Source organism: Hominenteromicrobium mulieris, from assembly GCF_046197855.1.
In the GTDB taxonomy this organism is placed as follows: domain Bacteria; phylum Bacillota; class Clostridia; order Oscillospirales; family Acutalibacteraceae; genus Hominenteromicrobium; species Hominenteromicrobium mulieris.
Genome location: NZ_CP173188.1, coordinates 178,267 through 198,842 on the forward strand (window position 1 = coordinate 178,267; position 20,576 = coordinate 198,842).

Annotated in this window: 16 protein-coding genes; 15 read left to right on the top strand and 1 reads right to left on the bottom strand. The window is 48.9% G+C overall.

What is annotated here, in order from left to right:
- Positions 1-157 precede the first annotated feature (157 nt).
- From ACI0CA_RS00860 to ACI0CA_RS00885, 6 genes are all read left to right on the top strand, one after another.
- Complete coding sequence (locus ACI0CA_RS00860; RefSeq protein WP_446806627.1) at positions 158-1,315, top strand: Gfo/Idh/MocA family protein; 1,158 nt, start codon at positions 158-160, stop codon at positions 1,313-1,315.
- A 653-nt stretch (positions 1,316-1,968) separates the two neighbouring features.
- Complete coding sequence (locus ACI0CA_RS00865; RefSeq protein WP_446806626.1) at positions 1,969-2,925, top strand: ABC transporter permease; 957 nt, start codon at positions 1,969-1,971, stop codon at positions 2,923-2,925.
- Between the two features lie 50 nt (positions 2,926-2,975).
- Positions 2,976-3,881 (top strand): carbohydrate ABC transporter permease, encoded by a 906-nt coding sequence (locus tag ACI0CA_RS00870; RefSeq protein ID WP_446806625.1) that lies wholly within the window; start codon positions 2,976-2,978, stop codon positions 3,879-3,881.
- Positions 3,882-4,210: 329 nt separating this feature from the next.
- Positions 4,211-5,638, top strand: a complete 1,428-nt coding sequence (locus ACI0CA_RS00875; protein WP_418541005.1) for an extracellular solute-binding protein — start codon at positions 4,211-4,213, stop codon at positions 5,636-5,638.
- A 144-nt stretch (positions 5,639-5,782) separates the two neighbouring features.
- Positions 5,783-6,859 (top strand): Gfo/Idh/MocA family protein, encoded by a 1,077-nt coding sequence (locus ACI0CA_RS00880; protein WP_177717056.1) that lies wholly within the window; start codon positions 5,783-5,785, stop codon positions 6,857-6,859.
- A 28-nt stretch (positions 6,860-6,887) separates the two neighbouring features.
- Complete coding sequence (locus ACI0CA_RS00885; protein ID WP_177717058.1) at positions 6,888-7,661, top strand: ThuA domain-containing protein; 774 nt, start codon at positions 6,888-6,890, stop codon at positions 7,659-7,661.
- Between the two features lie 179 nt (positions 7,662-7,840).
- On the opposite strand, the gene ACI0CA_RS00890 is transcribed toward ACI0CA_RS00885, so the two are convergent.
- Complete coding sequence (locus ACI0CA_RS00890; RefSeq protein WP_446806624.1) at positions 7,841-9,292, bottom strand: hypothetical protein; 1,452 nt, start codon at positions 9,290-9,292, stop codon at positions 7,841-7,843.
- A 198-nt stretch (positions 9,293-9,490) separates the two neighbouring features.
- Between ACI0CA_RS00890 and ACI0CA_RS00895 the strand changes: the two genes are divergently transcribed.
- The 9 genes from ACI0CA_RS00895 to ACI0CA_RS00935 all read left to right on the top strand — a co-directional run bounded on the left by ACI0CA_RS00895 (position 9,491) and on the right by ACI0CA_RS00935 (position 20,502).
- On the top strand, positions 9,491-11,194 hold the full coding sequence (locus ACI0CA_RS00895; RefSeq protein ID WP_412358718.1) for a sensor histidine kinase: 1,704 nt from the start codon (positions 9,491-9,493) through the stop codon (positions 11,192-11,194).
- Positions 11,195-11,315: 121 nt separating this feature from the next.
- Entirely contained in the window at positions 11,316-12,788 is a 1,473-nt protein-coding gene (locus tag ACI0CA_RS00900) for a response regulator (protein WP_446807022.1), read from the top strand.
- Between the two features lie 50 nt (positions 12,789-12,838).
- Positions 12,839-13,798 (top strand): aldo/keto reductase, encoded by a 960-nt coding sequence (locus tag ACI0CA_RS00905; RefSeq protein WP_308449944.1) that lies wholly within the window; start codon positions 12,839-12,841, stop codon positions 13,796-13,798.
- A gap of 16 nt (positions 13,799-13,814) precedes the next feature.
- Complete coding sequence (locus ACI0CA_RS00910; RefSeq protein WP_446806622.1) at positions 13,815-14,669, top strand: ketose-bisphosphate aldolase; 855 nt, start codon at positions 13,815-13,817, stop codon at positions 14,667-14,669.
- A gap of 34 nt (positions 14,670-14,703) precedes the next feature.
- Positions 14,704-15,675 carry a carbohydrate kinase family protein gene (locus ACI0CA_RS00915; protein ID WP_446806621.1) on the top strand — a complete coding sequence of 324 codons (972 nt, stop codon included), beginning with the start codon at positions 14,704-14,706 and terminating at the stop codon, positions 15,673-15,675.
- The gene (locus ACI0CA_RS00920; protein WP_446806620.1) at positions 15,672-17,057 is read left to right on the top strand and encodes an L-fucose/L-arabinose isomerase family protein; all 1,386 of its coding nucleotides are present in this window, start codon (positions 15,672-15,674) and stop codon (positions 17,055-17,057) included. Before ACI0CA_RS00915 ends, ACI0CA_RS00920 begins: the two co-directional genes overlap by 4 nt.
- Before the next feature lie 21 nt (positions 17,058-17,078).
- The gene (locus tag ACI0CA_RS00925) at positions 17,079-17,573 is read left to right on the top strand and encodes an ureidoglycolate lyase (protein WP_446806619.1); all 495 of its coding nucleotides are present in this window, start codon (positions 17,079-17,081) and stop codon (positions 17,571-17,573) included.
- 12 nt (positions 17,574-17,585) lie between these two features.
- A complete protein-coding gene (locus ACI0CA_RS00930) occupies positions 17,586-19,382 on the top strand; it encodes a glycoside hydrolase family 13 protein (protein ID WP_308449940.1) in 1,797 nt (598 codons plus the stop codon).
- Between the two features lie 43 nt (positions 19,383-19,425).
- Positions 19,426-20,502: a Gfo/Idh/MocA family protein gene (locus tag ACI0CA_RS00935; RefSeq protein WP_412605787.1), complete on the top strand. Its 1,077-nt coding sequence runs from the start codon at positions 19,426-19,428 to the stop codon at positions 20,500-20,502.
- Positions 20,503-20,576: the final 74 nt, after the last annotated feature.

Genomic DNA, 20,576 nt, shown 5'->3' on the forward strand with positions numbered 1-20,576 from the left:
TTCCAGTAAAATGATCTTATGATATGCCTGCCTAAAAGGAGCCAGACAATAATTCAATAAATAGTTTCGTTTATTCCATACCATTTTCATTCTCTCCATAGACTTTTTTTCGGATACACTGTATAATCATTTCAAAGAATCCTAGGAGGGATACAATATGAAAAACGGTAAATTAAGAGTGGCGCTCGTAGGAGTCTCCTTCGGCGCGGAATTTATACCCATCTATCTGAAACACCCGGACGTAGATTCTTTGGTGTTAGTGGATACGAATGAAAAACTGCTGAATGCGGTTGGCGATAAGTTTCTTCTGGAAGAACGCTTGACGGACTTTAATGCCATGTTGGAAGATAAAACCATCGACGCCGTCCATCTGGTAACACCGCCTGCTACTCATGCTCCCCTATCTATACAGGTGATGAACGCCGGAAAGCACTGTGCCTGTACCATCCCGATGGGAATGAGTATCGATGAATTGTACCAAGTCATCGATGCTCGAAAAAGAAGCGGGAAACACTATATGTTTATGGAGACCTCCGTCTATGGTCGAGAGTTTCTGTATGTGAAGAACCTTTACGAAAAAGGAGAGCTGGGCAGAATACAGTTCATGCGCTGCGCGCATTATCAAGATATGGAAGGATGGCCGGACTATTGGTTGGGCTTTCCTCCGCTGATGCATCCTACCCACGCGGTAGCGCCTTGCCTGATGTTGCTAGGTAAGCGTCCGGAAACCGTATATTGCAAGGGCTCCGGCAGAGTACGTAAAGAAGTGGAAGCTCCCTATGGTTGTCCATATGCCTTTGAGTCAGCTCTGATCTCCCTAAAAGACAGTGATGTAAGCATTGAAATGGCTCGGTTCCTCTACCACGTAGCCCGAGGCTACACTGAAAGTTTCAACATATATGGTGAACGAAAAAGCTTTGAATGGCAGCAGTTAGAATCGGAACAACCGGTACTGTTCTCCATGGCGCTTGGTGCAAATGCTGAACATGTTATGAACGATTACGGTCGAGGCGGCCTTGTGACGGAAGAACGTATCCAAATCCCCGACTATGCAGATCGTTTACCGGCGGAAATTGGGCGCTTCACCAAACAAACAGTGTATGATGACAGCAATCCCCATCTATCGTTCCTGCAAGGCGGTGGCCATGGTGGTTCTCATCCTCATCTAGTCCACGAGTTTGTTCGAAGCATTCTGGAAGATCGAACCCCGGTTCCCAGCGATATTGACGGCGCCTACTGGACCGGTGTAGGAATCTGCGCTCACCAATCTGCCATGGACGGTGGCGTGGTAAAACGTGTACCTGTTTTCGAATAAAAATCTTCTTTAGAATCTATAAATTCAACCAGACAGCCGTATTCCCTTGCCTTGAAGGGAACACGGCTGTCTTTTACTGTCTGTTTTTACACACCTATTTCCCCATAGGTTGGGTAGCTACGTAATGAAGCGCTCCGTCAGTGTTAAATTCATCCTTACAATAGCAAAAAGCAAAGAGCAAAACAACCGACCATTGGTTGAGTCCTCACTTAAAACCATATTCTTCTTTTGTCTATCTTCCGGCTTTACACAAGGGGGAGCTGTTGTTTCGCGGAAGCAAAATTCTCAGCCGAAAGCCATCTTTTTTGCTGACGTTGACGCGGGAAAGGACCCTTTTATATCAAGAAAGAAAAAACGGAAATGCCGCAGTTGTACAAAAAGGAAAAGCAAGAATCAAATCTCTGACTCAGCCGATGGCTTTTGACAGTTAAAACACAGGCGAAAAACGAGTGCTTTCGGGCGGGAAAGGTACTCCTTTTAAAAGACTTTTATCAAATTCGAATAAATATCGGGTGAAAGTAGATAAAAAGTGGTAAACAATCATAAATTCAGCCATTTTGTTTGCAGGACTTACGCTTTATAATATTGCCACAACATCCAATTTGACAAGTGAAAGCTTTGTCAGAGATAATGGAGAAAGGAAGATGAGGGTTATGACAGAAAATCCAATGGGAAGACAGCGGTCGGGTTGGCGGTATAAGCTATACCGAGCTGGCAGAGGGATTCAACGAAATTGGGGATTGTACTTGTTGTTACTTCCGGCGGTCGTGTTGCTGTTTTGCTTCACCTACTTGCCCATGTACGGCGTGCAAATTGCGTTCAAGGATTTTTCTCCTTCACAGGGAATTCAGGGAAGCCCTTGGGTGGGACTTGCGAATTTTCAAAAATTCTTTAACTCATTCCAATCTAAAAACCTGATTTGGAATACGGTGAGCTTGAGCTTGTATAGCTTGATTGCAGGCTTTCCGTTCCCTATTATTTTAGCTCTGATGGTCAACCAGATCCGGGTGAAACGCTTCAAGCAGGTTTTGCAAGTGGTGACCTATCTGCCCCACTTTATTTCCACAGTGGTTATGGTGGGCATAATGTTAATCCTTCTTTCCCCCAGCAACGGAATCTACGGAAATCTGGCCCGGGTGCTTGGCGTTCAGAATCCGGTCAACATCATGGGAGAGGCGAGCGCCTTTCAGCACGTCTATGTGTGGAGTGATGTGTGGCAACACGCAGGTTGGGACAGCATTATCTACATTGCGGCGCTGGCAGCGGTGGATCCCTCTTTGTACGAGGCGGCAACGGTGGATGGTGCCAGCAAGATCCAACGGTTGTGGCACATTGATGTGCCTTTCCTGATTCCTACTGCAGTGATCCTGCTGATTATGCGTGCAGGCAATGTGATGAATCTGGGATTCGAAAAGGTGTATCTCATGCAGAACCCGTTGAACACCAGTATCAGCGAAGTAATCTCCACGTATGTATACAAAATCGGTATGATCAGCAATCAGTACAGCCTTTCTGCGGCAGTAAACCTGTTCAACACCGTTATTAACTTTGTATTGTTAATTCTGGTCAACGGATTTTCCAAAAAACTTGGAGACACAAGTTTGTGGTAAGCGGAGAATGTACGGACTGAAAATTTTTAGCGAAAAGAGGCGGATGCATTATGAGCGCACAAACAATACATAAATCACAAAAAGTGAGCAAGGCAGATGTTGTTTTCAACATTATTCTGTACGGAATCTGCGGCTTGATCTTGCTGCTGATTGCGTATCCTCTCTACTTTATCATCATTGCGTCTTTTAGTAACCCTTCTGAAGTGTCTAACGGCAACGTGTGGTTCTGGCCCAGCCAGTTCACGCTGGACGGATATAAAGAGCTGTTGCGTCACGGGAGTATCTGGATGGGTTATTGGAACACCATCCTTTACACGGTAGTGGGAACAGCCATCGGCCTGATTGTCAACATCTCTGCAGCATACTCTCTGTCTCGCAGAGATCTGGTAGGCCGCAAGTTAATCACGTTTTATTTCATATTCACGATGTTCTTTAACGGCGGCTTGATTCCTACTTACTTCACCATTCGAGATTTTCATTTATATGACACATTCTGGGTTATGGTTTTGCCTTTCTCCGTAATGGTGTACAACATGATTGTGGCCAGAACATTTTTTGACTCCAGCTTGCCAAAGGATTTGTTGGATGCAGCACAGATTGATGGCTGTGGGAACCTGCGATTCTTTTTCTCCATCGCTCTTCCCCTCTCCAAAGCCGTAATCGCTGTAATTGCTCTTTACATTGCCGTGGCGCAGTGGAACTCTTACTTTAATGCTCTGGTTTATGTACGCAGCGAGAACTTAAAACCGCTGCAGCTGGTGGTGAGAAATATCCTGATCACGAACCAGTCTTTGGTGGGTGCCGGTGACGGCATGGCTGCTCAGGAGGCTATGCGTTTGGCAAATTTGATGAAATACGCCGTTATCATCATTACCACCGTGCCGATTATGTGCATGTATCCCTTTGTACAGAAATATTTCAGTCAGGGCGTAATGATCGGCGCAATCAAGGGGTGAGTTTTCTCCCCAAATTACTCTGTGACGTTACCTTGGGAATATACCCTGAGGATTTCACCGTCAAATAAAAAATCCTATAGTGAGGAGATGCAAACATGAAAGAAAAGTGGACAAAGCTAGGAAAAAGCCTGATTTGTTTGGCCCTGGTTACCTCCATGCTGGCAGGCTGTGGCGGCGGTGGCAACAGCAGCTCTAGCAGTGAGAAACAGACAAGTGGCGGCACTTCAGGTGAGGTTGCAGCAGGGGACGATAACTTCAATGAGACGGGCTTGCCTATTGTCAAAGAACCCGTGGAGTTAACTTTCCTTTACGTCAAAGGCGCCAATACGATGGATTTTAAAGACAACGCCATGTTCCAGCAGATGGAAAAGGACACCAACGTCAAGATCAACTGGCAGTACGCAGGCGATGCGGACTGGTCTGAGCAGAAGTCGCTCTTGCTGGCCAGCGGTGATTTGCCCGACGTATTCTTCGGAGACAATGCTCTGAAGGATAATGACATTGCCACCAACCTTGACATGTTCATTCCGCTGGAAGATTATGTGGAAAAGTATTGCCCCAACATCAAGGCAGCTTGGGAGGCAGAGCCCACTATGCGTCAGATGGTTACCAATCCGGACGGCCATATCTATACTCTGCCCGGTAAGAAGCCTCTGCGTCCGAAGGGCTGCGATACGCCCTTTATCAACAAGGCATGGCTGGATCGTTTGGGCCTGGAAATGCCCACCACCGTGGACGAGTGGTACGAAGTGCTGAAGGCCTTTAAGGAGCAGGACGCCAACGGCAACGGTGATCCGAACGACGAGATTCCTCTGACCGGCAGCGCTAAGACGAATCTGTTTGACTGGATCCGCTACATCAACCCCTGGGGCCTCACGGACAGCTTGCAGGAGAACTTCCTGGCTTTGGATCAGGAGACGCTGAAGCCTGTTTTCATTCCGGCTGACGAGCGCTATAAGGAAGCAGTTGCTTTCTTCCATAAGTTATACGCAGAAGGCATTATGGATCCGGAGTTCATCACGCAGGATGGTTCCATGTCCGACGCAAAAATGAAAAACGCAGATGTATCTCTGGTAGGTACCGGTATCGCTTGGGAAACCTCCTCTGCTACTCAGCCTCATTCGGACGAATATGTTCCGATGCTTCCGCTGGCCGGTCCTAACGGCGACCGCTACATCCGCGGCAACGATGAAATCATCATTTATCATCGCAACGAGTATACCATTACCACCGCTTGTGAGCATCCCGAAGTGGCTATGCGTTGGGCGGATTACTTCTCTACCGATGACATTTCTGTCCAGTCTTACTGGGGCCCCTACGGTGTGGCGTTGAATAAGGACGAGGACGGCAACATTACCTTCTTGGATCCTCCCGAAGGGAAGAACGGTGACCAGTGGTACTGGGAGATTACTCCTCGCGACTACGGTCCGAAGTATGTGACCCCCGAGTTTGAAGCGAAGATCACTCTTCCCGAGAATAGCGGCGACGGCGCTAAATTGAAGGAAGACGAGATGATGAAGGAATTTGTGGCAAAGCCCTATCCTGTTGTGAACTACACCGCTGAACAGTCCGAAGAGATTTCTTCTCTGACGGTGGACATTTACAAGTATGTTAACGAGACCTGGGCTAGCTGGATTGTCAACGGCGGCATCGACGAGCAGTGGGATGCCTATGTGGATCAGTTGAACCAAATGGGCCTGGAGCGTTTAATGGAGATTTATCAGGAAGCTCTGGATGTTTACAATAACGCGGCCTAATGGACAAATATTGATTTGTTGAGATTTTAGGAAAGCTTTCGAGCAAGACCTGAAGGCTGTTCCGGCCTTCAGGTCTTGCCTTGCTTTCATCGAAAATTCAAGAAATCAAATATGGAGAACAACAGATAGTGTTGGAGGAGTTTCATGGAGAAAAAAGTATTTCGCGTGGGAAGTGTAGGCATTGGTGGAATTTCTCGAGGCGTTCACCTTCCCGGAATTCACAAAAGCCCGGATCTGGAACTTGTGGCCGTGTGCGATCTAAAGCCTGAGCGCATGGAGTACGCCAGAAATACATACGGTATTCGAGAAGATCACTGCTTTGCGGATTATCACGATTTGATTGCTTGCCCGGATGTGGATGTGATTGACATTTCCACTTCCAACAACGCCCACTTTGAGGTGGCCAAGGCAGCTATTGAAGCCGGAAAACCGTTTTGCTTGGAGAAACCTGTCACCTTAACAGCGGAGGAGGCCGACATCTTGGCCAAAGCCGCACAGGAAAAAGGGATTCCCAATATGGTGTGCTTTTCCTACCGCTTTAAGGCTGCTGCCCGCTACGCCAAGGAATTGGTGGAGAAGGGAATGTTAGGCGATATTTATCACGTTTACATGCAGTATCTGCAGGGCGGCGGCGGTCCTTCCTATGATTTGCCCCGTTCTTGGAGATATCAAAAAAAGCTGACCGGAACCGGCGCACTGGGCGATTTGGGTTGTCACGCTCTGGATTTGGTAAGTTTTGTCACCGGTAAAAATTACCGGAAGGCTGTGGGACATACGGATACTTATGTGACCCAGCGCCGTCTGGAAGAGGGCGAAGGATACGGTCCGGTAGATGTAGATGACTTCTGCCATTACTTGATGGAGATGGATGGAAAGACTTCGGCAAATTTCTCTGTCACCCGATTTGCCTATGGCAGAGGAAATTACCAGCGTATGGAAATATACGGGAGCAAGGGCGGTTTGGTGTACAGCTTGGATGTTACTCCCGGTGTAGATGAATTAGAGGTCTGCTTTGGCTACCCCTATGACAGATCCGGAATCTACACAAAACTTCCCATTCCCCAGCGTTTCCAGTGCGATCAGATGCAGTCTTTTGCAGATATTCTCAACGGGTGCAGCGATGGCATGGCTGCCACCATTCAAGACGGCTGCCGCATTCAGCATGCATTGGACGTAATTATCCGCTCTGCGGAAGAAGAAAAATGGCTACCCTGTGATTAATTCATGATATGAGAGGAGTTTTTTTAAAATGGCAATTCGAGTAACTGTTTGGAACGAATACCTTCATGAGGTTCAATTCCCGGAAGTGGCTGAGGTGTACCCCAAGGGTATTCACGGCTGCATCGCAGACTTTCTGAAAGAAGCCGGTATGGATGTGAAAACCGCCACGCTGCGAGAGCCGGAACACGGACTGACTCAGGAGGTTGTAGACAATACGGATGTGTTGATTTGGTGGGGTCACATGGCTCATCAGGAAGTGTCGGATGAGATTGTGGATCGCGTTTACAATCGTGTTCTGGAAGGAATGGGCCTTATCGTTCTTCATTCCGGCCATGCCTCTAAAATCTTCCGGAAGCTGTGCGGAACGGATTCCTGGAAATTGAAGTGGCGTGAGGACGGCGAGAAGGAAATCCTTTGGGTTGTAGATCCCAGTCATCCCATTGTAGACGGTCTGGACGAGAAAATTATAATTCCGCACGAGGAGATGTACGGTGAGCGCTTTGATATTCCCCAGCCGGATGAGCAGGTGTTTATCAGCTGGTTCGAAGGCGGAGAAGTGTTCCGCAGCGGTTGCTGCTGGCATCGCGGAAAAGGAAAGATTTTCTACTTCCGTCCGGGCCATGAGGTGTTCCCCATCTATCATCAGCCGGAAATTCAAAAGGTGATTATCAATGCGGTGAAGTGGGCAGCGCCCATCCGTTTCCCCAATACCACCTTTGGAAATCCCGCACCCATTATGCCCGTTAAGGGAGAGATGGAACATAGTGTTCAGGGGCTTCACGACCAGAAGAGCATCTCCTAAAAAGCAGATGTGTTTCTCTCTTAATATCTCTTAACTAAGGAACCAATGTGAAAAGGCCAAGGTTCTTGCGCGGGAAGCAGGGATAACGAAAGCGCGCCTTTCATCAGCATCAGCCGTTGGAAGGCGCACTTTTTATCTGAAAAATTATTTCCCGGCAAGAGAATTCGAAAAAATCAGGTTCACTCCTGCAAAATAGATATCGCTTTTTGGTACTGCTGCTTTTTCCAGGTGTCCAGTAACTTATAGTCTCCTCTTTGCAACTCACTGACCAAACGAGCGTAGGTCGGCGCGATTTCATCGGCAGAACAATCCTCCACCAAATTCACGATCTGATTTTCCAGAAATTTCTGTTTTCGTTCGTCTGCCGTAGCCAGACGTGTGTTGGAGTAGAGGGAAAACAGGATTTCATAGTGAATGATCGGAACAGTGTACTGGCTGTCAATGCCGATAGATTTCATCGGTTCTGCATTCTTGAGCAAATCTCCAAGCCCGGAGCGCTCCAAAGCGTTCTTCTGTTCAGGAGAAGGCTCCATGTTTTGCAGATAAAATGCTGCCAACAGTCTGGCTTGGAATTGGCTTTGTGTGCTGCTTTTAACAAACAAGGTGGAGACGTATTGTTCCTCGAAATTGTTGCTGAGTGCCGGTTCCCGTCCGGAATCCGAGAGGATGGGCGAGAGGATTTCATATTGTTCCCAAATTGGGTGGCTTTCCGGGAGCAGGGAGAGCAGCTTGCCCAGCGAGGGGGAAGCCGCCAAAAAGATCTCGCCGTTTTGCAACTGTCTGAGCAGGGACTCCTGACTGAGGGTGAATACATCGCGGGAAAGCAGCCGCTCACGGAACAGGGTGTTCATAAACTCCAGTGACTCCAAAGTACCGGGGTGAAAAAAAGGATCCTCCCACGCAGTGCCGGTATCGGCGGTGACGCCAAACATCTGTTGAAGACTGGGAAGCTCCACGTAGCAGGGAATCAACTCCGGATAGGCTTTCCGAACGGCTTTTAGCTGTTCCAAGCAATACGCTTTGGACAGGGGCTGCTGACTATCCCAGTGAATCTTTTCCAGAATGTCCTTGCGGCCAATCATAGCGGAGGCAGACTTGATAGAGGTATCCTCAGAGAGAATGGTTCCGGTATGCGGATAGGCGTAAACATCTCCCTGAAAATTTCCGCACCACCGGATAAAGTTTTCGGGCAGGGTAAAGCCGGGGATTTCCTTGTCCAGCAAGTCCTGCAGAGCCCAGGTAGTTCCGGTTGTTTCCAATCGTTTAAAGTTGGAATCGGTGTACCAACAGGTGACCACATCTGCAGAGATTCCCGATGCTGTCATGTTCAAATATTTTTCAATGGTGCAAAAGGAGAGTTCCACAGGTGTTCCGGCCAATTCGGTGCAATCCTCTTGGGAGAGAAACAGGTTAGCATAGGAGGAATCCGTCTCGCCATAAGGTGTTATGAAAATCCATTTCAAAGCGGTTTCTTTCTCGGAGGATGTCGTCTGAAAGGGAGAGGGACTGGAAGTTGAGGGTGAGCGAATACAGAAAATAAGAAAACATACGGCAATCAATCCGACAAGCGTTTGAGCAAGCTTATAGGGAAATAAGCTTTTGCGCTGTTTATCGTTGTGTGGAGTATCCATGGCAATTCCTTTCTTTTGGAGTATAGCTGTGTCGACTACGAGTCGATAGGAAAAATTGACATTTTTTGCTATACTTGTTATACTATATCATAATAAACTAACAATCTCAAAATGTCCAGAGGTTTTTTATGTAAGTTTTATAAAAACTGAGTTTGAGATTTTAATGCCGGTTTTTTGATGATAGGAAAGGAGAAAAAAGTGAAACAGTGGCTGAGTCGGATGAAACTAGCGCACAAAATGGTTCTTGGATTTTTGGGGCTCATCGCTCTACCGTTTACCTTGCTGTCGGTGTTCAGTTTTGCCTCGGTTGCGTCGCACTATGAACATCAGCTGGCGCAGGATGGGCAATATATGCTGAACATGGTAGTCAGCGATGTGAACGAAAAAATGGATCATGTGGAAATGTTGATGCAGGTGTTGTCCTGCAATCAAAATCTGATTGCTTTTCTGTCTCACGATTACAATGGTGCCGTCTCTCACGAGGAGTACACGCAAACTGTGATGCCGTTGCTGCAGGGAGCGAGCAATGCGGTGTCACCGCCTCTGGAACGCGTCTATTTACTGACGAAGAACACTACCATCCCGGAGGGCTACAGCGCGGTGTACCATTATGATTCTGTTCCGAAGAGTATTCCCACCGAGCTGTTGGAGAACGGAAGGGAAGCCACTTGGTATCATGCGGAGATAGACGGAAAAGATGTGTTGTACTACCTTTGTCCCATTGTTTCCTCGGTATATAAAAATCAGGGGTATCTTTTGGCCAAAATGCGCGTGGACGAGTTGTTCCCAGAGTTCGGAATGCCGCAACAGAATGGTGTGGCCCTATTCCTACTGGATGAGGAAAACCGACCTAAACTCAGCAATGTAACGCTGAATTCTGATTTCCGTTTCCCGCAAACCGCAGGTTCTCAAGAATCTGTGCGGTGTTTTTCCACCGAGATTCAGCGGGTTCCTCTGCGCGTGGGTGTGGCGCTGCCAGTGTCGGAACACGGATATTTGCAGCAGAGTTCTCTGCTCATCTTAATCTTCGTGGGATTTCTTTCGCTACTGTTTTTGTCTCTGTTCTTTTCCATGATTCGCTCCATCAACTCTCGTCTTCAGAGGTATGGAGATGAGATGGAGCGCATTGCCGAATCCGGTTTCAACGGGGAGTTAGCGGTAGAACGTCAGGATGAAATTGGAGTGATTGGAAATCAATTCAACCGTGTCTTGGGCAGAATGCGCGTCTTGATGCAGGAGAATATCCAAAAGGAAACCGCATATAAAGACGCTCAGTTAAAGGCTCTTCTGCTTCAGATCAATCCTCACTTTATCTACAACACCTTGGACATGTTTGCCGGAAAGCTGACTTTGGACGGAGAGTTTGAAACGGCGGATTACATTTGCGACTTTGCCCAGATGATCCGCTATAACACCATGACGAGCACAGAGCTTCCTTTGGAGAAGGAACTGGAGCATGTGATTAATTACGTGAACCTGGAGAAGTGCCGGTATGGGGACAGCGTGGAGCTGCGGATTCATGTCCCGGAGGAGCTTCGGCAGATCATTATTCCCCGCTTTTTGCTTCAGCCTATTGTGGAGAATTCCTTTGAGCATGGGTTTACCGGGATGGCTCCGGAGGAGAAAAGGCAAATTATCATCACGGCCCGCAAGATGGGTGACCGAATGATTCTTCGTGTACGGGATAACGGCAGGGGAATGAGTCTGAAACAAGTGGAGGAGATGAATCAAAAATTCTCTCAGCCCTATGATGCCATAGCTCTGCGTCATCAGAAAGAGCATGGAATTGGGCTGGATAATATCAATGATCGACTTCAGATTTTTTCTCATTCCAATGATCGTTTGGTACTGAGGAGTCGGGAGGGAAAGTATACCAGTATGTTTATTTTACAAACATTATAGCAGTTTTTTCAGAAAAGGTAAACGCAAAAAGCTGTCTTATAACGGGTGTGCTTTTCGCCGGTGTTGTCCAAGTAAGACGGAGAGTTTGACAGAAAAGCGGAGGATGCAGATGCTTACAGTGATGGTAGTGGATGATGATCCCCTTTTGTGCACAGCCATGCGACGAAAGATAGAGATGATTGACAGGGAAAACCAGTTAGGAATTCAAGAGACGCTGATAGCCCACTCGGCCCAAGAGGCGTGGGGGATTTTGCAGGAAAAGTCCGTTGATATATTGATCAGCGACATTCGAATGCCCTATCAGACGGGTCTGGAGCTGGCGGACAAGGTAAACGAGGCTTTCCCGGAGATTCAGGTGGTGATTCTGAGCGGCCATGACGATTACGAGTATATGCGGAGTGCTCTCCGCAGCGGAGTGGTGGATTATCTGCTCAAGCCCGTAAAGCTGGTGCAAATTCAGGAAGTGCTGCTCAAGTGTCAGGAGAATCTTCGCCGCCGGAAGGCGCAATCTCTCCGAAACGGCAACGACCGGGAGGTACTGGAAAACTGGCTCAACGGCTTACTCGCGGGTAAAACCGGCAAGCCCCCGGTGGAATTTCCCCATCCGGTGTTCTGGGTTGCATGGCCTTTTGGCGGGGAAGGAGAATTCGATTTCCGGGCGGAGAAAGTCTTTGCCGAGGAATCGTCGGAGGATGTGGCGGTATTCTTTTTTCGCAATGTAACGCAAGACGCAGTTATGCTGTTGAATACCGAAAGCAGCCGGGAGGACATTGTAAAAGCGTACATCGAAACGTGTCAGGAGTCCTGTGTCAGGCAGGGGGCGGGACGGCCCTGTTTTGCAGTGAGTCGACCGTTTACGCGTTTGGAGGAGTATCCTGTGTTTTATAAAGAGGCACGGTACACCATGGCCTGTCGCATGCTGGAGCCGTTCGACCTTCGGTTTTCCTCTGCTCAAGCGGCTACGGAGCAAAGCCGGTTTCCGCGGTTTCAAGCCCGGATTCATTCGGCCTTTCAGAGCAGAAATTTTGCTGAGCTTTATCAGTTGCTTCAAAAAATCTTCTGTCGGGATTTTTTTCAGGAGCAGCCCTTTCCTAAGGAGATTCGACGATTTTATGTGTATTGGGAGTCTCAGGTTCAGGAGATGGCTTCTGCGTATCATCTGGAATTGGAAGCGTTTCCCCACTTTAGCAGATTTGCCAGTTTAAATGAAATGCAAGAATACCTGCAGAAGGTTTTGAAGCAGATGGAGGCGGCTGTGCAGACCGCTACAAACAAGTATGCCCATATTCTTTCCATAGCAAAGCAGTATGTGCAGAATAATTACAACCGCGATATCAGCATGGACGAAGTGGCCGAGATGGTTTCCATGAGTTACAGCTACTTTAGCCGTGTGTTTAAAGAGCAGCTTCATCAAAGCTTTTCGGAATATGTTCTGTCTGTCCGAATGCGAGAGGCCAAGCGGTTGATGGAAGAAGATCCCGCAATCAAAATAAAGGAGGTGGCAGAACTGGTTGGCTATGAAAGCGTGTATACCTTTTCCAGGGCGTACAAGCAGTACTATCATGTCTCACCGAAACAGGATCGAGACGGCTAACCGGAATTTTGCCAAAACATAGACAGCATATTGGAGAAAGGAATTTTAAAATGGAATATAAGAAACTTGGGAAAAGTGATGTACTGGTCTCGGAGCTCATTCTGGGTTGCTGGGCCATGGGAGGAGATTATTTTGGCGCAACAGAGGACAAAAGCTCTTTGGAGGCGTTGGAAGTATCCTATGAGAATGGTGTGAATACCTTTGATACGGCCGAAATTTATGGCGATGGCCGTTCCGAGCGAGTGGTGGGCGAGGCTGCCCGCCGGATTGGCAGGGACAAGGTGCGAATCATCTCCAAGGTGTTCAAGCCCTCTATGTCCCACGATAAGATGATTAAAGCCTGCGAAGACAGCCTTCAGCGCTTGGGTACCGATTACTTGGACGTTTACTTTTTACACTATCCGGTAGCGGAGGAAGAGGTTACCATTCAGGAAAGAATGGAGACCATGGAAGAACTGAAAAAGGCCGGCAAAATTCGAGCGATCGGGTTGTCTAACTTCTCTCTGGAAGAGATGAAGGCGGCTATGCGATTTGGACAGGTAGATGTGATTCAGCCTTGCTACAGCCTGCTGTGGAGATACGATGAAGCCTTGCTGGAGTTTAGCCGAAAGCAGGAGATTTCGGTGATTCCTTACAGTACGCTGGCTCAGGGATTGCTGACGGGAAAGTACCAAAAAGGCGCAGTGTTCACGGACGGACGCGCTCGAGCGGCCCTGTTCCAGCCGGAAAACTACGATAGGTGTCTGGAAGTGACGGATGTGCTGTCACAGATCAGTGCGAAATATGGCAAAACACCGGCCCAAGGCGCCATTGCTTGGCTGCTGCAAACCCAAGGGATTACGGCACCGATTGTCGGAGCGAAAAACGGAAGACAGGCTCAGGAAAATTTGAAAGCCGCCGGCTGGCAATTCAGTAAGGAAGACTACGATGTGATTGACCGAGCTAGCAGACGCTTTATGGAGGGCTTACCCCATTACACACTGTTCTTCAATACGGAGACAACAAACTGAGAGGAGAGAAAAGAGAATGCCATTGGTTAAAGTAAATGAGCTGCTGCACCACGCCACGGAAAACGGTTACGGAGTAGCTGCTGTGAACGTGTTCAACTACGAGACGATTAAGTGGGTGGCTGAGGCGGCCAATCGGGAGCGAATTCCGGTGATTATCCAGTTTTATCCCGGCTTCGACAAGTACATCTCCTTAAAACATGTGGCGGCTATCGCCAAAGATTTTGCAGAAAAATCTTCAGTGCCTATCGGCGTACATCTGGATCATTCTGCCGGCTATGAAATAGCAGTGAGCGGCGTGCGGGATGGCTTCCCGTCTGTGATGGTGGACGGCTCAGCGTTGCCGTATGAGGAAAATATGGCGCTGACAGCAGCGGTTGTGAAAACAGCAGCGGTGTTTGGCGTAGACGTAGAGGCCGAACTGGGTCATGTGGGCTCGGGAGCCAATTTGGATGACATCGTCAACAGCGATCATTACACCGACGTAAAGCAGGCTGTGGAATTTGTGAAATGCACGGGTTGCGGATCTCTGGCGGTGGCTGTGGGCAATGCGCACGGTGCCTATGTGCAAACCCCGAATCTGGACTTTGATCGTATTGCTTCTTTACGTAGCGCTCTGCCCATTCCGCTGGTACTGCATGGGTGTTCGGATATTCCTCCCGAGCAGTTGCAGGAGAGTGTGCGCCTGGGTATGAGCAAGTTCAACATAGCCACTGAGTATTTTCGAGCTTGCTATCACGGTGTGGTACAGCATGGGGATCCGGCTGAAAAGAACGGGGACATGTTCCGACTGATGATGGAGACTTCCGAAAACGCTATAGATTTTGTACGTGGTAAAATGCGTTTGCTTAATCCGAATAAGTTTACATTTTAGTTAACTTAACGCAAAGGAGGCTTTAGGAAGAGTTGTGTTAAAAGAATTTGAAATAGCGGGCTATGACATGCCCTGTGTAGACCTGGCAGTGAATGTGGATGTGTTTCCCAAGCCAAACGGAGGAACCGGGATAAACGCTATGAGCTGGCAGGGCGGAGGAAAAGTGGCTACCGGCATGGTGGCGGCAGCCAGATTGGGAGCTAAATGCGCCATGATGGGTGCGGTGGGAAGCGATGACTACGGCGAGTTTTGCTTACGGGATTTTGAACGTCATGGAATTGACATATCCGGAATGAAAACGCGCCAAGGAGAAACGACATCTCTCTCCATAGTGCTCAGCGACCGCGAGACGCAGGGACGGAGTATCGTGTACCGATCCGGCACGGCAAATCCCCCTACGTTGGAGGAGATGGAGGAACGAATTCTGACGGGGTGTCAGTGGTTTTTTATCTCTCATGCCACACATGTGGCAATGGAATCAGCCAAGCGGGCAAAGAAAGCGGGAGCCAAAATCATCGTGGACGCCGATTCCTACTCATCGGAAATGATGGAGAATATCGGCATCATCGACGTTTTTATTGCTTCGGAATTCTTCTATAAGGTGCTTTTCCGGGGGAAGGAGGAGGCCTTTGAAGCAAATTGCCGGGAGGTCCAAAAAATGGGCCCTTCTATTGTGGTATTCACATTAGGAGCAAAAGGCTGCGTAGGGTACAGCGAGGAGGATGGCTTTTTTCAGATGCCCTCCTTTGCAGTGGATGTGCAGGATACAGTGGGGGCCGGAGATGTGTTCCACGGCGCATATACCGTAGGATTGCTGCGCGGGCTTTCTTCCAAAGAAGCCGCTCGGCTTGCCACGGGAGTTTCTTGCATCAAGTGTACCAGAATTGGTGGCAGAGCCGGCATTCCCGATTGGAATACGGTGCAGCGCTTTTTGCGCACCGGGGAAATCGACTATACAGAAATTGATCAGCGTGTAGAATTTTACAGGAGGAAGTTGCAGATATGAAAAAGCAGAACATTGTGATTGGCGTAGCGCCTACTAAGCGCGGCTTTTTGAGCATGGAGGAGGCCAAGCGGCAAAAGGAAAAGTTTATGGCCGTCATTCGCGGCATTCATCCGGATGTGGTCACTCTGGTGGATATTGACGATATATGCGAAAACGGAATACTGTTCGAAACGGAAAAAATAACGCAGGTGGTGGAAAAATTCCGCCGGGCAAAGATCGATGCGCTGTTTACTCCCCATTGCGATTTTGGTGAAGAGCAGTGTGCCGCAGGAGTAGCGGCGGCGATGAAGGTACCCACCTTGGTATGGGGTGCTCGAGATGAGCGGCCGAACACCGACGAAAGCCGAGGAAGAGATACGCAGTGCGGCATGTTTGCCTGCACCAAGGTGATGCGCCGGTTCGGAGTGCAGTATAGTTATATTTGGAACTGCGAGACCGAAAGCGAGGATTTCCGCAATGGCTTTGACAGCTTTATCCGTGTGGTGTCCGTTATAAAGGCGGTGAAAAATCTGCGAATCGCCAAGTTTGGAGCAAGACCGGAACCGTTTATGAGTGTGACGGCCAATGAGGGAGATCTGGCAACCAAATTGGGTGTGACTGTGGTGCCGATATCTCCTAACACAGTGGCAGCCCGTATGGATCAGTTGATCGGTGAAAATTCTCCCAGATTACAAGACTATGTGGCGAATGTAAAGCAACGTATGGATGCTTCCGGTATGAAGGAAGAGGCGGTGGAGCGAGCCGCAGCAGCTAAACTGGCCATTCAGGATCTGATGGAGGAAAAGCACTGTGCAGCCGGAGCGATGGAGTGTTGGAGCGCGGTTACAGTTTTAGGCGCACCTGTCTGCATGGCTTTGGGCGAGCTGTCTGATGAGGGATTGCCGGTTTCCTGTGAGACGGATGTCAACGGAGCGGTGACCATGGCGATGTTGCAGGCGGTTACCTTGGGCAAAGAGGCCTGTTTCCTTGCGGATTTGACCATTCGCCATCCGCAGAACGACAACGCGGAGCTGCTATGGCATTGCGGTCCCTTCCCGTATTCCTTGAAGGATTCTTCCAGTGTTGCCCGACTTGTCCAGGGACAGGAACGGTTTGAACTGAAAAAGGGCCCCATTACGGTATGCCGTTTCGACGATGTGGACGGAAAGTACTATCTGTTTGGCGGTGAGGGCAAAGGAGTAGACGGACCCGAAACTAACGGAACCTATGTGTGGTTCGAAACGAACAACTGGAAGATGTGGGAAGAGAAGCTGATGTTTGGGCCTTATATCCATCATGTGGGTGGAATTTACGGAAACTACAAAAAGGTGCTGCGGGAAGCCGCCCGTTATCTGGGAATGATTTTTGATGATGCGGACGAACAGGGCGTGTATAGCCTGTAATCTTAGAAAGGAAAAATTGCCATGAGAGAGATTGTTTCAAAACCGTTGGATCGGGAGTCGTTTCGTCCCTATGGAGATTTTGTGGATTTGCTCCATATCAAGCAGATGGATGCTATGGCCGGAGCGGATAATATCTTCATCCCGGACCTGACGACACTCCGTTTAGATGAAAGAATGCAGGCCTCGGTATGCGTGGCACGGGTGTCCCAGTGTGAGAGAATCATCACCGCTGTGGAATACCATGGATTTACCAGCGAGGAAATTCTTCCTCTGGACGGTGACATTGATATATTTGTGGGACCTTCCAGTTTTCAGGTGAATCCTGCGTCCATTGAGGCGTTCCGTGTTCCCAAGGGTACCTTTGTCCGGCTGAATCCCGGTGTGCTTCACGGCCGCCAGTTTGTCGTGGATTCCCAGAGCGTCAATGTAATGATCCTGCTGCCGGAGCGTACCTTCGGAAATGACTGTGTGTTCACGCGGCTGGCAGAATCCGATCAGATTAAAATTCTGTTGTAAAGGAGTGATTCCATGAATCGAGAGGCAATATTTCACAATCCGGTCAGCAATTATGCGTTTCCCATTTCCTATGAAAAGTTCAAGGTTCGTTTGCGTGCAGGGAAGGGCGATTTGGACCGAGTGACTTTGGTCATTGGAAATAAATACCTCTGGCACACCCGCAAGGAAGTTCCCATGGAGGTGGAAGGTTCAGACGAGCTGTTTGATTACTATTCTTATGTGTATCCGGTAGATGACCCTCGCGTTGCCTACTATTTCCTTTTGGAAAAGGGGGACGAACAGTGGCTGTATGGGGACAGCGGTTTCGCAAAGCCGGAACTGGTCAACATAGACGAGGACGAATCTTCAGCCTTTGTTAACTTCCATTTTCCGTTTATCAACCGCATTGACATCCATAAAAAGCCATCTTGGGTCAACAGTGCGGTGTTCTATCAGATTTTTCCGGAGCGCTTTTGCAACGGAAATCCTAAGCTTTCTCCGGAGAATGTGGCGCCTTGGGGCACCGCGCCGGACAGACAGATTTTTATGGGCGGAGATTTGCCGGGTATTACCCAAAAGCTTTCCTATTTGGAAGAATTGGGAGTGAACGCCCTGTATTTGACCCCGATTTTTGAAGCCACTTCCAACCACAAGTATGACACCGTGGACTATACGCGCATCGATCCTCATTTTGGCGATGAATCCGATTTGGTGGAGCTGATTAATCAGGCTCATAAGCGCGGCATCCGAGTGATTTTAGACGGCGTGTTCAACCATTGTGGCGGAGGTTTTAGGCAGTTCCAAGATGTGGTGGAGCACGGAGAGGAATCCCCTTTCCGGGATTGGTTTTACATTCGAGAATTTCCGGTGAGTTTTGATCCTTTGAATTTTGATTCTTTCGGAGACACTCCCTATACCCCCAGACACCCCGGTTTGAAAAATTTATCTGAAGAACAGTTGAGAACGGCCTGCATGCCCAAGTGGAATACGGAAAATCCTCAGGCGAAGGAATATCTTCTGGGAGCCGTGGCCAAGTGGACCCGCATGGGTATTGACGGTTGGAGACTGGATGTAGCCACCGAGGTGGACTCCCATTTCTGGAGAGAGTTCCGGGAGACCGTTCGGGGGATCAATCCCGACGCACTGATTATCGGAGAGTTCTGGCGCAATTCGGAAGCGTGGCTTCAGGGGGATCAGTACGATGGCGTGATGAACTATGGTGTTCAGCGCGCGGCAGTGGAGTACTTTGCCAAGAGCGCAGTGGCTCCTCAGCGTTTTCAGGAACTTCTCACGGAAAATTTGATGCGCTATTCCGATGCAGCCAATGACTCTATGCTCAATCTGCTGGACAGCCACGACACTGCCCGTTTCCTTACGGTCAGCGGAGGGAATACGGCGCGGTTGAAAAACGCGGCGGCTTTCCTGTTCACCTTTGTAGGTATGCCCTGCACATACTATGGCACGGAAATTGGTATGACGGGTGAGAACGACCCGGATTGCCGTAAGGCGTTCGACTGGGAGGAATCTCATTGGAATACGGATTTGCGGACGCACTATCAGAAGCTGATGCGGTTGCGAAAAACCAGAAAAGCACTGCAGGAGGGAACCGTTAGATTCCGTTCTCAGGGAGATTTGTTTGTTATGGAACGCCAATTGCAGGAAGAGCTTCTGGTGACGGTCATCAACAACACAGATTGTCCCCAAAACTACACGTTGTCGGGAAATCACGTCCGCGATTTGTTAAGTGAAAAGGCCTTTGAAGGGGCTCAGAATGCCACCGTGGTGGAAGTTCCTCCCTTCTCTGCAATGATTCTGGAAAAAATAAATTAATTTTATTTAATTTATAACTTAATTTAAAGGAGTTGTAATCAACATGGAAAAGAAAGTTATTCGCGTAGGATCTGTAGGCGTAGGAGCCATCTGGGGCGGCGTGCACGAGCCCGGTATTGCCAAGAGTCCCGATTTGACCTTGGTGGCCATCTGCGACATTGATGAGAAAAAGCTCGAAGCCGTTGGCGAGAAGTATGGGATTCCTCCGCAGTACCGTTTTACGGATTATCGAGATTTGGTTAACTGTGACATTGTCGATGCAGTGGATATCTGCACCTCTAATGACGCCCACTTCAAGGTGGCAATGGCTGCCGTGGAAGCCGGCAAGCCGTTTAACCTGGAAAAGCCCATCACCCTGACCGCAGAGGAAGCAGACATACTGGCCAAGGCGGCTCAGGAGAAGAATGTCAAGAATATGGTGTGCTTCTCCTACCGATTCAAGGCTGCTGCCCGCTATGCCAAGGATCTGATTGCGCAGGGCAAGATCGGGCGTGTCTATCACGTGAATATGCAGTATTTTCAGGCGTGGGGATTGCCCCGTGCCAACTGCCCCTTAGTATGGCGCTATGTCAAGAGCAGAACAGGTACAGGTGCTCTGGGAGATCTGGGAAGCCATGCCTTGGATTTGGTACGATTTGTGACGAACAAAGAATATACACGTGTTGTGGGACATACCGGTACTTACGTACACGAGCGTCCGTTGCTGGACGGCAAAGGCGTCGGAAAAGTAGATGTGGACGATTTCAGCAACTACATGGCGGATATGGAAGATGAGATTTCTGTCAGCTTCCAGATTACCCGATTTGCTTATGGCCGCGGTAACTATCAGCGTATGGAGATTTACGGCAGTGAGGGTGCCATTGTCTACAGCTTGGATGCCACACCTGCCGGAATTGACGAAATTGAAGTCTGCTCCGGAGACATCAATGCCGATGCCCATGTTTTCAACCATCTGCCTATTCCGCAGCAGTATTTCTCCGATCAGATGCAGTCCTTTGCAGACATTGTGAATGGCACCGGTGATGGTCTTGCTGCCAATATTCAGGATGGACAGGCAAACCAGCACCTGCTGGATGCTATTGTAGAGTCCGCAGAGAAAGGCACATGGTTATCACTCTAAGCAAAATTCCAAAGGCGAAGAGTGACGGTGACTGGAAAGAGATGCAGGCACCTTTGAAAATCAGTGTAGAGTAA